The following is a 14282-nucleotide window of genomic DNA, read 5'->3' on the forward strand; positions in this document are numbered from 1 at the left end:
ATCTTGGCTGAAAAATGTCTAATTTACAATCCCCTAAATCTACTGTGAAAGAACAGGATCAAGAATTGATTCAGTCGGAAAATCAGCGAGAAGGAACTGATTTTCCCGCTAAATCCTTACCCATAAAAATTGCTCCAGAACCCTCGGCTGCTAAAACCGGATGGTTGCCAATTTTGCTGGTTACTTCCATGGCATTGGGGATTGGTTTTGTCGGAGGACAATGGTGGCAAGCTACACCGAAAGATGGGGATAAACCAACGGCAGAAAGACCGAATAGGGCTAGAGAAAATAAAGTTAAAATTGCTGCGGTAGAAACTTTAAATTTTGAGGAAACCTCTGATTTTGTGGGAACATTAGAGGCACAACGGGCAGTAGATATTAAGCCGGAAATTGAAGGTCGAATTACTGAAATTTTAGTGCGCTCTGGGCAGTTGATTCAACAGGGAGACGCGATCGCTCGCCTCAAAAGTGATAGTGTAGAATCGAGTTTAAATCAAGCTAAAGCCAATTTAGTTAGAACTCAAGCCCGTTTATCAGAATTACAAGCCGGAAGTCGTCCAGAAGAAATTGCTCAAGGAAGGGCAAAATTAGCAGAAGCAAAAGCTAAATTAGCCGATGCGGAATCCGGTAGTTTATTAGCAGAAATTAATCAGGCCGCATCTCAAATCGATTCAATTCGAGCCGATGCCGAATTAGCTCAAAGTCGGGTAAATCGCTTTAGAGATTTAAGCGAATCAGGGGCAATTTCTCAAGATCAATTTGATGCTTTATCTTCTCAAAAAAGTAGTGCTAATGCGAATTTACAAGCCGCAAAACGCCGTTTAGAACAATTACAAAAAAATCGACAATCAGAAATTAATCTCCGTCAAGCCGTTATTGAACAGGAACAACAGGCTTTAAAACAATTAGAAAATGGCACTCGAATTCAAGAAGTTCAACAGGCGGAAGCCCAGGTTGCTGAAGCATCGGCTCAGGTTCGCAATATTGAATTAGATTTGCAAGAAACCGCCGTTTTAGCACCGTTTACAGGGGTAGTGGGTGATGTAGGAATTAAAGTGGGAGATTATGTGAGTAAAGGAGATATTCTCACCCGGTTAACCGCAAATGATCAGTTAGAATTACGCTTACCCGTAGCATTAGAACACAAAGAAGATCTCAAGTTAGGATTATCGGTGAACATGATTGATGCCCAGGGAAAAGTATTAGGCACCGGACGAATTAGTTTTATCTCTCCTTCAGTTAATCAAGACTCCCAAACAATTTTAGCTAAAGCAAGTTTTGATAATCGTCAAGGATTATTTAAAGATGGTCAATTTGTCCGGGCTGAAGTAGTTTGGAAACAAAAACTAAATGCCGTTGTAATTCCGATGACCGCCGTTCAATTTCAAGGTAATCAACGATTTGTATTTTTGGCGGAAGGAGAAGAAAAATTAACCGCCAAAAAACAACCGATTAAATTAGGTTTAATTCAAAAAGATCAGGCGGAAATTTTAGAAGGATTGAAACCAGGACAAAAATTGATTATCTCCGGTACACAAAAATTATCCGATGGTGCAGCTATTAATATTTTACCTGCTAATTCCGATCAAACTCCCAAGGGTTGAGGTTGAGGGGGCAGGGGGAGCAGGCGGCACTTCGACAGGCTCAGTGGCCGCAGGGGGAGCAGGGGAGGCAGGGGAGGCAGGGGGAGTAAACTATTACCCATTACCTATTACCTATTACCCATTACCCATTACCCATTACCCATTACCCATTACCCATTACCCATTACCTATTCGTAATTCATAATTCGTAATTCTAATTAATATGTTTACTCATTTTTTCATTAAAAGACCTGTTTTTGCTTCGGTTTGTTCGTTGCTGATTATTATTTTAGGACTGGTGGGTTATACTCGCCTTCCAGTGCAGGAATATCCTAAGATTGATCCACCGATTGTGACCGTAAGTACCAGCTATCCGGGGGCAAGTCCCCAGGTCGTAGAAACAGAAGTTACAGAGATTTTAGAAGCCCAAATTAACGGCATTGCCGGAATTAAAACCCTCACTTCTAATAGTCGAGAAGGAAGCAGTTCTATTTCAGTTGAATTTGAATTAGATCGAGATTTAGAAGTCGCCGCCCAAGAAGTTAGAACTCGGGTAGGAAGGGCGGCTAGAAGATTACCTGATGAAGTCGATGAACCAACCGTAGAAAAGCGCTCTGGAGATGATGAAAGAATTTTATGGGTGGGATTCTTTTCCGATAATTTATCTCCTTTAGAATTAAGCAACTATGCCGATCTTTATATTAAAAATACCTTAGAAACTGTTGATGGTGTAAATAGCATTTTTATTGCCGGAGAACGCCGTTATGCCATGCTATTATGGTTAAACCCGGTGCAAATGGCAGCCCGTCAAATTAGCGCTTTAGATGTTGAACAAGCCCTAAGACGACAAAATATTGAAATTCCTAGTGGTCGAATTGAAGGTAAAGAAACGGAATATCCCGTGAGAACCCTAGGAAGATTACAAACCCCTCAAGATTATGAAGACCTAATTATTAAGCGCAATGATAATAGCTCTCAGGTTAAAATTCGGGATATTGGACGAGTAGAAATTGGAGCAAGAGATGATCGAGTAGTTGCCCGTTTTAATGGAAAACCTGCGGTTTCCATGGGCATTAGTAAACTAGCAGATGCTAATTTAATTGAAGTAGTTCAGGGAATTAAAGCTCAATTAGTAGAATTAGAAAAAAGTTTTCCTGAAGGACTCAGATATGAAATTGCTGTAGATTATTCTGAATTTGTCGAATTGGCTATTGAAGAAGTTTGGATTAGTCTGTTTATCTCCATTTCTCTAGTCGTTTTAATTATCTTCCTATTCTTGAAAAATTGGAGGGCTACGTTAATTCCAGCCATCACCATTCCTATTTCTTTAATTGGGGCTTTTAGTGTGATGTTTTTTCTGGGATTTTCGATTAATACCCTCACCCTATTTGCCTTAACTTTAGCCACGGGTTTAGTCGTGGATGATACGATTGTGGTCTTAGAAAATATCATCCGTTATATGGAAGAAAAACGACTAGACCCCTTCCCTGCAACCTACGCCGCCGTGGGAGAAGTGGTATTTGCTGTAATTGCCACCACGGTTGTTTTAGTGGCGGTATTTGTTCCCGTCGCCTTTGCTGGGGGAGCAACGGGACGATTATTTAATGAATTTGCCTTGACCTTAGCGGGTTCGGTGGTCTTTTCGAGTATTGTGGCTTTGACCTTAGCTCCTCCCCTAGCCGCCCGTTTATTGCGTCACGAAACCGAGCCCCGGGGATTGATGAAAATTTTATCTTTCCCCCTAGATGTTTTTGAATGGGTTTTGAATAAAATCATCGCTATTTATGCTTGGACATTAAACGTATTGATGGGAATTAAACCCCTTGTTATTTTAGGATTTATTGCTAGTTTAGGATTAACAGCTTGGTTATTTTTGCAGTTGCCCCAGGGATTTTTACCCACGGAAGATCGAGGTCGAGTTTTTACCCCAATTACTGCTCCCGAAGGAGTGAGTATTAACTATACTAACCGAGTGGTTCAGCAGGTTGAAAATATCTTTAGTCAAATCCCAGAAATTAGAAGTTATTTTGCCATTGCGGGTTCTAGTCGAGGGGTTTCCCAAGGGAATAGAGGATTTTCTTTTGCTCGTTTAACACCTTGGTCTGAACGCACGAAACCCGAACAATCTCAACAATCTATTGTGGGAAAATTATTAGGTAAATTTTCTGGAATTACCGATGCCTTAGTCTTCGCTACCAATCCCGGGGGATTGCCCGGAGGCGGTCAAGGTCAACCGATCCAATTTGTCTTACAAGGTCGTGATTTAGAACAATTGGCAAATGTTTCGGAAGAATTTGTCATTCAAGCCAGAAATTTACCCGAGGTGGTGAATATTGATACCAATTTAAAACTGAATAAACCGGAATTAGTGATTAGTGTAGATCGTTCCCAAGCTGGAAATTTAGGAGTGTCTGTACAGGATATTGCTAGAACCTTACAAATTTTGGTTGGGGGTCAGGAAATTACCAGTTTTAATCAGGGAAATCAAAGCTATGAAGTAGTGGTTCGGGCTGAGGAACAATATCGAGCAAATCCAGAGGATTTAAAGCAATTATATGTGCGTTCCCAACAGGGAGAAATGATTGCTTTGAGTAATTTAGTCACCATTTCTACCGCGACAACACCCCCTCAAATTAACCATTTTAATCGCTTTCGTTCGGCAACTTTAGAAGGAAGTCCGGCCCAGGGAGTCAGTTTAGGCGTGGCGTTAAATGCTTTAGAAAATTTAGCTAAGGAGATTCTACCACCGGATATGCGAACCTCTTTTTCTGGGGAATCTTTAGAATTTAAAGCAGCAGGTCAATCGACTAATTTTATTTTTGCCCTCGCCTTAGTCTTTATTTTCCTAACCTTAGCTGCCCAATTTGAAAGTTATATTGACCCGGTGATTATTCTATTAGCGGTTCCTCTGTCCTTATTAGGGGCATTTGGAGCACTATGGATGGCACAATTAGAATTAAATGCTTTTAGTCGAATTGGGTTGATTATGTTGATTGGATTAGCAACTAAAAACTCGATTTTAATTGTGGAATTTGCTAACCAATTACGAGAACAGGGATTATCGATTCAAAAAGCCGCAATTGAAGCCTGTCGATTAAGATTTCGCCCGATTATGATGACCGCTTTATCGACGATTTTAGGGGTGATGCCTCTAGCTTTTGCTACGGGGGCAGGGGCAGCTAGTCGGGTAGCAATTGGTATGGCGGTGATGGGCGGAATGTTTGTTTCTACATTTTTGAGTCTCTATATTATTCCGGTTTTTTATGTGATTGCTACCAGTATTCAATCCCGTTTGATGGGGCATAATTCTCCGGAACAAGATTTAGAAAATGTCCCTTTGAATACAGACAACGGATCATACACTAATGGCAAGGGTACTGTCCCACCCCATGGGGATCAACTTACCAAAGCTTTACAAAGTTCTGATAAAACTCGGGATTTGTAAAGCAATCCTATAGATAATTCGGGTAACGGACTTTTTGTTGTAACTGAGATAATGGGTGTATAATTGAGTTAACATAACTTAATTTATAAATTGTTAAGTTATGATGATTTGATAACATTACAAGATTAATGATTCCGATTGAGGATTTAGAGAAGTATCAGGAGCAGTCTATCAAACCTTAGAAGGATAGATTAAGTCCCAGGTTCCCAATCTGGATCTTGATGCCGACCCTATACCCTTAGTTGGAAAATTAAGACATTTCAAAATAGTCCTTTAAAATCTCACTTTAATAAAACATCATGCAAACCGTAAACTTGCCTGTCGATTCGATGAAGACCGAAATTTTGTGCGGTTATAAAAACCCCACTAAACAGGTGCAAATTCTGCGGATGGAAACTACAGTTCGAGGTTATTTTGAACGAGTTGTTTTTCCCGGAGAATATTGCCTATTTGTCGGCGAATCTAATATAGATCTGGAGGTTTATTCTAGTGGAGATCCAACCAGAATTGAATTAGAAAAAATCCCTTGTGATATCTTGAAAGTTGAAGAAACTGAATAATTTTCTAACTTCGTAGTGAAGCGTTTACGCCTCAATTCTTACTCAAAGATCACGATGAGGCGTGAACACCTCACTACCAGAAATAAGGAGAAAGGAGCCCTGAAGGGCTCACTACTATTTAACGGCGTCTTCTGCTGCCACTTCCCGAGGAGGAACGACTGCGGGAACCACTGCCGAAACTGGGTTTGCGTTGTTGAGTTGAACCTTTATTCGGGGAGGTGCGTAAATCCGTTGACCCGAACCCCGAACCCGTTGAACGTCTGGAATTGGGGGAGTTGGGACGGTTAACGGAAGAATTCCGGTTGGAGTTGCGAATATTTCCGGTGGTGCGGAGGGTGGTGCTATTTTTTACCGCCGCTGGGGGGCTATTGTATCGAGTCCGATAGTCGTTGACGGCTTGATTATAATTGGAACCGTAACCGCCAAATCCGGTCATCACACCGCCGGATTGATACATCGGAGGTACATAATAGCGGGGGGCAAATAAGGTATTGGCGATCGCACTTCCCGCCAAAGAAGCAGCAAAAGGTGTCCAGAAACTCGATTCTTGTCGCACGACAACGGTTTGCGGTTGACCAGTGGCGGGGTTGGTTTGAGTTTCGGTAACATTATGAACATATTCAATCCGAAAGTCTTCGGTTAAATACAAAACGGGTTGACCATTGGTAATATTTAAGCTACTTTTTTCCCCGGCTTTAATTTGTTCATCGCTTAACTGCGCCATTTGTAAATCCGTCGTCCGATAGGTGGCAGATTTCCCGGCCGGAGTATTTAATAACATGAGGGTGTACTCCCCATCGACATCATTATATTGGGCTTGCTGAACCGGATATTTACCCTCGATAACTTGATTTTGGGGCGCCGATGTGGTGCGAGTGGACTGTTGGGGAATCGATGAAGTTGTGGCAGACCCACAGGCAACCGTTGTCCAACAAAACGTCAGCGAGACTAACAGAATTAAAAATTTTTTTCGCATAAAACCATTGACTTTTTTCAACATTTATGTCTCCTATTCTAACAAAAAAATCCTGAATTGGGCACTGTTTTTTAACTTCAAGATCAACCGATAATATTCCTTAAAGGGGAATCAGTTCGGGAAAGTTCTCTAATAATTGGTCGTTGGTTAATTCATCTCCTAAAACAGCCGGGGAAAAATGCACTTGAATCCCTCGGAGTCTGTGTTGATAATGCAGATTAATTAATGTTTTCAACCCCTGATTCATAGCTTCCAAACTGGCTAAATCCGTTTCTAATTCTGGAACTTCGCCTTCACTGACTATGGTAATCATCACAATTAAATTGTGGGTAATTGGTATAGATAGGTATTCACTTTCATCCAGGGGTTGAGAAAAATCCGGTTGACTCAAATACCGTTGGCCCGAATCCGTGAACAGTTCGTTAAAGTAGTCCACCGCTTCTCCCTCACTCCAAACTACATCCCCTTCATTGGAGCCTGAGAGCCAATAGGTGTCATACTGAAGCAGACCTTGGCAGACTTGTACTAAGGCCTCTCCTGTGACTGGTAAATCGCCCTCAGCATCCATCACATCCCTGGCGGCTTGGTTAAGTATTCCCAACAGGGGCGCGACCTGATCTCCTCCTAAATGCAGAAACAAACGACTGACGACAAATCGGGTTTTCCCCATCATCCGATTAAAGCGATCGCCTAGAGCAGCCATAATTACATTACTCCTGAATGATTATTGGTATTTAATCAGCATATCGTTTTAAGCTATCCTGTTGTTAGCCATCGGGTTTCAGTTCTAGGCTGGCAATACTCTTTAATATTAATACAGATGAACTCCACTCCTTCTCCAACGGTTTCTCCTCGAGAAAAGCTAAATTTATCAACTAAATTAGCCTTTGGTGCAGGGGATTTAGGCACCGCAATTACTGCCAATATTTCTGTCTTTTATGGTTTGCTTTTTCTGACCAGTGCTGCTGGTTTTGACGCGAGAGTAGCCGGCAGTGTATTAATGGTGGGAAAGATTTGGGATGCGGTTAATGATCCGATTGTGGGAGTATTAAGCGATCGCACCGTTCACCCCTGGGGACGGCGTTATCCTTGGATGGTTTTTAGTGCGATTCCCTTTGGAATTTTGTTCTTTTTACAGTGGATTGTTCCGGGGACTAACCAGTGGTTTTTGTTTGGGTATTATGTGATTATTGGGATTTTATTTAATACGGCTTACACCGCCGTCAATTTACCTTACACTGCCCTAACTCCTGAATTAACATCGGACTATAATGAACGCACCAGTCTCAATAGTTTTCGCTTCTTTTTTTCTATTAGCGGTAGTATTTTCTCTTTGATTTTAGCAGCAATTATTTTTGGTTTGATTCCTGATTCTCCTGATTCTCTTGATTCTACCTACCAAGAGTATTTGGTTTTAGGGGCAGTTTGTGCGATTATATCGGTTCTTCCCATATTTTGGTGTTTCCTGGGAACCCGGAAGCGGGTATGGTCGGGACATTCAGTCGCAGATAATCAGGATAATTCCGATAGTCTTCCCATGGCCGAACAAATCAAGATTGCTCTGAGTAATCGACCGTTTTTATTAGTGATTGGAATTTATCTTTGTTCCTGGTTAGGAGTGCAACTCACCGCTTCAATTTTGCCTTATTTTGTCATGAATTGGATGCAACTTCCCAAAGCAACATTTCCCCAGTTGGCAATCGTGATTCAAGGCACAGCTTTAGTGATGTTATTTGTCTGGAGTGCTATTAGTAAACGTTATGGGAAAAAATCCGTTTATTTTATGGGAATGGGGTTGTGGATTATTGCCCAAGCGGGTTTATTTTTCCTCCAACCCGGACAGGTTGGCTTAATGTATATTCTAGCAATTTTAGCCGGATGTGGAGTCTCAACGGCCTATTTAGTTCCTTGGTCAATAATTCCTGATGTTATCGATTTAGATGAATTAAATACCGGACAAAGACGGGAAGGAGTTTTCTATTCTTTCATGGTTTTTTTGCAAAAAATTGGATTAGCCATTGGGTTATTTTTGGTCGGACAAGCCTTGGGTTTTGCTGGATTTATTTCTACTACTCCCGATAACCCTGTCCCGATTCAACCGGACTCGGCTCTGTTAGCAATTCGGTTTGCCATTGGCCCCTTACCCACCGTGTTTCTGATTATTGGGATAATTTTTACGTTTTTATATCCGATAACAAAAGAGGTTCACGCCGATATTTTACTGCAACTTAGCGAGAGAAAACGGAACAAAAATCTCAATTAAAACTTAGGTAGAGATATTAACTAAAATGTCTCTACCTAAAATTTTTAAATAATTAGATAATGTGGTAATATAATGGACAAGTAATATTAATAATCCGATTCAGTTCTACCGATCACCCACCCCAGTCTAAAATCCATGCAATCGACTTCAAACTGCGATTATTTACAATTATCTCCCGCGGCCCTAGCATTAATGGCAGACTTTTTTAAAGTGTTATCAGAAGTAAGTCGATTACAAATTGTTTGCTGTTTAAAATCTGGGGCTAAAAATGTCACCCAAATTATTGAAGCCACCGGGTTAGGACAGGCGAATGTTTCTAAACATTTAAAAGTTTTAGCCCAGGCGGGAATTGTAACTCGTACCCAACAAGGAGTTAGCGTGTATTATGAAATTGCTAATCCTTTCTTATTTGATGTTTGTGATTTGGTTTGTGAATCCTTAGTTGCTCAAATGCACCAACAAAATCAACACTTAGAACAACTTAGAGGCATTAAATCTGCTGTTTAGTCTATTTTCTTATCCTTGATTGAACTCAATATTATCATGAATGTTGATGAATTTATCCTAAGATATGCCGCCGCCGAACGTAACTTTCCAGATATTGACCTATCTTATGTTGATTTACAAGAAGCAAATTTAGTTAATTTAAACCTAACTGGAGCCAATTTAAGTTATGCGGATTTACGAGAAGCAAGATTAGGAAAAGCTAACCTTTCTAAAGCCAATATTAGCCATGCTAACCTCAGTGAAACCATTCTTTGGGGGGCTAATTTAAGCGAAGCCAATTTATATCAAGCTCAATTACGAGAAGCTGACTTAACCGGAGCAAAATTAATTAAAACATCCCTAGAAAAAACTCAACTGATTAAAGCGTGTTTATCGGGATGTAACTTAAACCATGCTAACCTTTCCCACGCTATTCTTTTTGAGGCTAATTTTCGCCCTAACCAGAATCAACAAACGGATTTAACCGATGCAATTCTAGTGGAAGCAGATTTGAGTTATGCTAATTTTAGCGGAGCAATTTTAGAACGGGCTAACTTTGAAAAAGCCAAGCTCTGTCACGCTATTTTTGGGGTTTCAGGTTTGGGGATTTTAAGTTCCGAACAAAGCTATAAGACTAACCTGACTGGCGTGAATTTCAAAGATGCCGATTTAAGTTATGCCGATTTTAGTGGAGCAAATTTATCCGATGCAAATTTGCAAGGAGCGGACTTAACTCGGACGATTTTAACCCATGCTAATCTTCATGGGGCGGTGATGCCCGATGGCACAATTCATGATTAATTTGTGATTAAAAAACAGGGTTTTAAAATAATTTATAAAACCCTGTTTTTATATAAAAATATTAATGAACTTCCGACCGTAATGCTTCTGCATCAATGGGTTTGGCTAAATAAATTCTCAGTAAATGCCACAAAGTTGAACAATTTGTGGGCAATTTTAATAGGAATTTAACCAATTTTGGTTTTTCGGTAGCATCAATTTTTTGATTCTTAACATTATTCTCAGAACATTGTTCTAAACGACGGAAAAAGTCCGGGTGTTCTGTATCTAAAACCTCGGGAAATGCTCTTAAGGAAGTTTCATTAGTTTTCCGCACCACATGACGATTATATTCCTTAGCGTCTAACCCCAAGGTTTCATAAAAATCTTCTCTTTCATTAACGGTTAAAGTATGGGTTGCGAACACCGTTAATAGGAAAAACCGTGCCCACAGTCTACCTTTCCAACTTTGCCACATATTGGGCTGCGATCGCAATAAAACCTTAAAGAAATCCCCATGACGGTTTTCATCCTGACACCAGTTTTCAAAATAACGGAATAAAGGATAATATTCATGTTCGGGATGGTTTTCTAAATGGCGAAACACCGTAATATAGCGCCAATAACCAATTTTTTCCGATAAATAAACCGCGAAAATAATCCACTCTGGCTTAAAGAAAGTATAAGTCCGATTTTTAGTTAGATATCCTAAATCTAAGGATAAATTAAAATCTGACATCGCCTTATTAATAAACCCCGCATGACGGGCTTCATCTCTGGCTAATAAATGAAACGCTTCTGATAATAAATGGTTGCGATTTTTCAGTTGACGCGATAACTCTTTAAATAATAAAAATCCAGAAAATTCAGAAGTACAAGACCGTTCTAAAAAGTCAACAAACGCCAGGCGGGTTCTCTCATCAATTTGTTCCCAATTTTGGTTAAATTGTTCATCCCGCACAAAATGATGGCGGTTATAGTCCGCCCGCAACTCCTCTAAAACCGCCGAAAATTCCTCCTCACAAGTGGATAAGTCCATATTCGCCATCGCGTCAAAATCCGTTGTGTAGAAGCGAGGGGTCAGCAACGTCTCTTGAACCGGATTTTTAATCCCGGGGCGCACTCCTTGAGTTTCGGGGTTTTGGATAGTATTTACCATCGCTGCGATTCCTTAAATATTACTGTCTAGTTATTGAACTATATAATTTTTATTTTGTCTAGGGGTTGCCCTAAATTTCCTGCGTTGGTAAAGAATTGTAACAATCATATAACTGACCAGCGATATAGTGATAGATTCATTCGAGTAGGAAAAACCGAACCTTGGGCTTGCCATTTGCCCTGTTTTTAGTCTTAGGAAAAATTCAATCTAATTCATCCCTAAAATTATGACAAACTTAGCTGAAAAACTCAAAATTGGAACCCAACAATCTCATAGTAATGCCGAACATACCGGATTTATGAGAAACTTTTTATCCGGGGGCATTAGTAGAGAATCTTTTTGTCAACTTTTGAGTAATTTATATTTTGTTTATAGCCAATTAGAAGCAGAATTACAAACCCATCAAACCCATCCCAATATTAGCAAAATTTATTTTTCCGAACTCAACCGAAAAGCCAATTTAGAGAAAGACTTAAACTTTTATTATGGAGAACATTGGCCAGATAATATCGCCGCTTCTCCCGCCGCCCAAGCTTATGTTTCCCGACTTCATGAACTTTCTACTACCGAACCCACCTTATTAATTGCTCACTCCTATACTCGTTATATGGGTGATTTGTCGGGAGGACAAAGTTTAAAGAAAATCGTCCAATCTGTATTTCATTTAGAAGAACATCAAGGAATTTGTTTTTATGAATTTTATGAAATTCCCGATGTCAATGAATTTAAAAACCTCTATCGTCAAAGATTGAATGAATTAGTCCTAACTGAAGAACTCCAAGATCAAATTGTCGCCGAAGCCAATAACGCTTTTGTTTTAAATATTCAAATGCTGCGAGATTTAGGAGAAGCTCCAACTCCAGCCGCCGTTTAATTTTGTGTATTTATTATCTACAATCATAACTCATTAGGGAGAACAAATCAATGGTTTTTTCGGTTGCCAATGTGGCGTTTGATTTTGATTTAATTGAAAAATACGGTAATGCAGTTCCTCGTTATACCAGTTATCCACCAGCTACGGAATTAAAAAATGAATTTACGCCCTTAGATTGGGAATTTGCCCTGACTGAATCTAATCAACGCCAATCTCCCTTATCTCTCTATTTCCATATTCCTTTTTGCCAAACAGCTTGCTATTTCTGTGGCTGTAATGTAATTGTTTCTAACAATAAAAATGCAGCTAAAACTTATATCGAATATTTGTCGAGAGAAATTGAATTCACTTCTAGTTTTATTGATACTCGACGGCTAGTTACCCAACTCCATTGGGGCGGTGGTACACCCAATTACTTATCATTAGAACAGGTTGATTATTTATGGGAAACCATTAATAAACAGTTTACTTTTGATGATAAAGCCGAAATTTCAATAGAAATTAATCCGCGATACGTCAATAAAAACTATATCTTGTTTCTCAAACAAATTGGGTTTAATCGGATTAGCTTTGGGATTCAAGACTTTAATCCCCAGGTGCAAGAAGCGGTTAATAGAGTCCAGCCAGAAGCTCTGTTATTTGATGTGATGGATTGGATTAAGGAAGCTGGGTTTGAAAGTGTGAATGTGGACTTAATTTATGGCTTACCCTATCAAACTTTATCCAGCTTCAAAGAAACCATTAAAAAGACCATTAAACTCGATCCCGATCGGATTGCTATTTTTAACTTTGCCTATGTTCCCTGGATGAAACCCGTCCAGAAAAATATTCCCGAATCTGCCTTACCCCAACCCCATGAAAAGTTAGAAATTTGGCAAATGTCCATCCAAGAATTAACCGATAATGGCTATGTTTTTATTGGTATGGATCACTTTGCAAAACCTAATGATGAATTAGCGATCGCCCAACAAAATTCATCTTTAAAACGGAATTTTCAAGGGTATACAACCCAACCAGAAGCTGAATTGTATGGATTTGGCTTAACATCAATTAGTATGTTAGAAGATACCTATGCTCAAAATCATAAACGATTAAAAGAGTATTATCAAGCCATTGATCAAGGAATTTTACCTGTCAGTAAAGGGTTTAAATTAAGTAAAGATGATATAATTAGACGAGATGTAATTATGCAAATTATGTCTAGTTTTTACTTAGATAAATCTCAAATTGAAGCTAAATATCATCTGGATTTTGATACCTACTTTGGCCAGGAATTAATCGCCATGCGTCCCTTAATTGCCGATGGTTTAGTTCAGTCCAGTTATGATTTCATTGTGGTGACAAACCTAGGCAGACTTTTAGTTAGAAATATTGCCTTTTTATTTGATACCCATACTCTAGCCCAACAGGAACAAAGATTATCAAGGGCGATTTAATTGCTAGATTGTCCAGAATCCGGTAAGGTGGGTTATGCCCACCTTTATTTTTAGGTTTTGATTGGCTCTATGACTTATTTTTGGTTTAAATCCTTTCATATCATCGGAATGGTTGTCTGGTTTGCGGGTTTATTTTATCTAGTCAGATTATTTGTTTATCACGCGGAAGCCGAAGACAAACCCGAACCCGCCCGCAGCATTTTAAAAGAACAATATGAATTGATGGAAAAGCGTCTTTATGGGATTATCACAACCCCAGGAATGGTGGTGACAGTGGTAATGGCGATAGCTCTTTTAATCACAGAACCGAGTCTTTTAAAAGATATGTGGCTGCATATTAAATTAGGATTAGTTGTAGTTTTAGTCGCCTATCATTTTTATTGTGGTCGAATCATGCGACAATTAGCCACGAATAAAATTATGTTCACCAGTCAACAATTTCGCAGTTTAAATGAAGTGCCAACGGTACTTTTATTGGTGATTGTTTTACTAGCCGTATTCAAAAATAGTTTACCCATAAATACAGCCGTTGCTGTCACGGGTAGTTTTATTGTAGGGATGATTGTTTTCTTTCAACTCTATGCCCTACATCGACAAAAAAATCCTCAGCCAGCTATTAGTCAGCAATAGAATATTAACAGAATTTTTATCAAAGAACCACAGGGGATTTAATTGTGGTTCTTTGATTTTTGAGTTTCCAGACTGATATTGATGGAGTCA

12 protein-coding genes are annotated in these 14282 nt (G+C 39.5%); 9 read left to right on the forward strand and 3 right to left on the reverse strand.

What is annotated here, in order from left to right; all coding sequences use genetic code 11:
• Window positions 1–14: 14 nt before the first annotated feature.
• From PL9631_RS18450 to PL9631_RS18460, 3 genes are all read left to right on the forward strand, one after another.
• Complete coding sequence (locus tag PL9631_RS18450) at window positions 15–1604, forward strand: efflux RND transporter periplasmic adaptor subunit (protein WP_083622539.1); 1590 nt, start codon at window positions 15–17, stop codon at window positions 1602–1604.
• Between the two features lie 202 nt (window positions 1605–1806).
• Window positions 1807–5028 (forward strand): efflux RND transporter permease subunit, encoded by a 3222-nt coding sequence (locus PL9631_RS18455; RefSeq protein ID WP_083622541.1) that lies wholly within the window; start codon window positions 1807–1809, stop codon window positions 5026–5028.
• Between the two features lie 299 nt (window positions 5029–5327).
• Entirely contained in the window at window positions 5328–5588 is a 261-nt protein-coding gene (locus tag PL9631_RS18460) for a DUF1830 domain-containing protein (protein ID WP_083622543.1), read from the forward strand.
• Window positions 5589–5706: 118 nt separating this feature from the next.
• Here PL9631_RS18460 and PL9631_RS18465 read toward each other — a convergent pair whose 3' ends face one another.
• Together PL9631_RS18465 and PL9631_RS18470 are read right to left on the reverse strand one after the other, a co-directional pair.
• Window positions 5707–6588, reverse strand: coding sequence for a hypothetical protein (locus tag PL9631_RS18465; RefSeq protein ID WP_231516782.1), 882 nt, complete (start codon window positions 6586–6588; stop codon window positions 5707–5709).
• A 76-nt stretch (window positions 6589–6664) separates the two neighbouring features.
• Window positions 6665–7267 (reverse strand): DUF1517 domain-containing protein, encoded by a 603-nt coding sequence (locus PL9631_RS18470; protein ID WP_083622544.1) that lies wholly within the window; start codon window positions 7265–7267, stop codon window positions 6665–6667.
• Between the two features lie 117 nt (window positions 7268–7384).
• Here PL9631_RS18470 and PL9631_RS18475 point away from each other — a divergent pair, with 117 nt between their 5' ends.
• The 3 genes from PL9631_RS18475 to hetL all read left to right on the forward strand — a co-directional run bounded on the left by PL9631_RS18475 (window position 7385) and on the right by hetL (window position 10114).
• Window positions 7385–8827, forward strand: coding sequence for an MFS transporter (locus PL9631_RS18475; protein WP_083622546.1), 1443 nt, complete (start codon window positions 7385–7387; stop codon window positions 8825–8827).
• Window positions 8828–8962: 135 nt separating this feature from the next.
• The gene (locus tag PL9631_RS18480) at window positions 8963–9334 is read left to right on the forward strand and encodes an ArsR/SmtB family transcription factor (RefSeq protein ID WP_231516783.1); all 372 of its coding nucleotides are present in this window, start codon (window positions 8963–8965) and stop codon (window positions 9332–9334) included.
• 36 nt (window positions 9335–9370) lie between these two features.
• Entirely contained in the window at window positions 9371–10114 is a 744-nt protein-coding gene (hetL, locus tag PL9631_RS18485; protein ID WP_083622548.1) for a heterocyst differentiation pentapeptide repeat protein HetL, read from the forward strand.
• Between the two features lie 61 nt (window positions 10115–10175).
• Here the strand turns inward: hetL and acsF are convergent, their stop codons facing one another.
• On the reverse strand, window positions 10176–11252 hold the full coding sequence (gene acsF / locus PL9631_RS18490; protein WP_083622550.1) for a magnesium-protoporphyrin IX monomethyl ester (oxidative) cyclase: 1077 nt from the start codon (window positions 11250–11252) through the stop codon (window positions 10176–10178).
• Window positions 11253–11478: 226 nt separating this feature from the next.
• Here acsF and PL9631_RS18495 point away from each other — a divergent pair, with 226 nt between their 5' ends.
• From PL9631_RS18495 to hemJ, 3 genes are all read left to right on the forward strand, one after another.
• Window positions 11479–12126, forward strand: a complete 648-nt coding sequence (locus PL9631_RS18495; RefSeq protein ID WP_083622551.1) for a biliverdin-producing heme oxygenase — start codon at window positions 11479–11481, stop codon at window positions 12124–12126.
• A gap of 50 nt (window positions 12127–12176) precedes the next feature.
• A complete protein-coding gene (hemN, locus tag PL9631_RS18500) occupies window positions 12177–13562 on the forward strand; it encodes an oxygen-independent coproporphyrinogen III oxidase (protein WP_083622553.1) in 1386 nt (461 codons plus the stop codon).
• A gap of 69 nt (window positions 13563–13631) precedes the next feature.
• Window positions 13632–14192, forward strand: a complete 561-nt coding sequence (hemJ, locus tag PL9631_RS18505) for a protoporphyrinogen oxidase HemJ (protein ID WP_083622555.1) — start codon at window positions 13632–13634, stop codon at window positions 14190–14192.
• Window positions 14193–14282: the final 90 nt, after the last annotated feature.

It is taken from the genome of Planktothrix paucivesiculata PCC 9631 (genome assembly GCF_900009265.2).
Taxonomy (GTDB): Bacteria; Cyanobacteriota; Cyanobacteriia; order Cyanobacteriales; family Microcoleaceae; genus Planktothrix; species Planktothrix paucivesiculata.

Bases quoted from the DNA above. Each gene is read 5' to 3' on its own strand.
- PL9631_RS18450 (WP_083622539.1), top strand. From the start codon at position 15: ATGTCTAATTTACAATCCCCTAAATCTACTGTGAAAGAACAGGATCAA.
- PL9631_RS18455 (WP_083622541.1), top strand. From the start codon at position 1,807: ATGTTTACTCATTTTTTCATTAAAAGACCTGTTTTTGCTTCGGTTTGT.
- PL9631_RS18460 (WP_083622543.1), top strand. From the start codon at position 5,328: ATGCAAACCGTAAACTTGCCTGTCGATTCGATGAAGACCGAAATTTTG.
- PL9631_RS18465 (WP_231516782.1), bottom strand. From the start codon at position 6,588: ATGTTGAAAAAAGTCAATGGTTTTATGCGAAAAAAATTTTTAATTCTG.
- PL9631_RS18470 (WP_083622544.1), bottom strand. From the start codon at position 7,267: ATGGCTGCTCTAGGCGATCGCTTTAATCGGATGATGGGGAAAACCCGA.
- PL9631_RS18475 (WP_083622546.1), top strand. From the start codon at position 7,385: ATGAACTCCACTCCTTCTCCAACGGTTTCTCCTCGAGAAAAGCTAAAT.
- PL9631_RS18480 (WP_231516783.1), top strand. From the start codon at position 8,963: ATGCAATCGACTTCAAACTGCGATTATTTACAATTATCTCCCGCGGCC.
- hetL (WP_083622548.1), top strand. From the start codon at position 9,371: ATGAATGTTGATGAATTTATCCTAAGATATGCCGCCGCCGAACGTAAC.
- acsF (WP_083622550.1), bottom strand. From the start codon at position 11,252: ATGGTAAATACTATCCAAAACCCCGAAACTCAAGGAGTGCGCCCCGGG.
- PL9631_RS18495 (WP_083622551.1), top strand. From the start codon at position 11,479: ATGACAAACTTAGCTGAAAAACTCAAAATTGGAACCCAACAATCTCAT.
- hemN (WP_083622553.1), top strand. From the start codon at position 12,177: ATGGTTTTTTCGGTTGCCAATGTGGCGTTTGATTTTGATTTAATTGAA.
- hemJ (WP_083622555.1), top strand. From the start codon at position 13,632: ATGACTTATTTTTGGTTTAAATCCTTTCATATCATCGGAATGGTTGTC.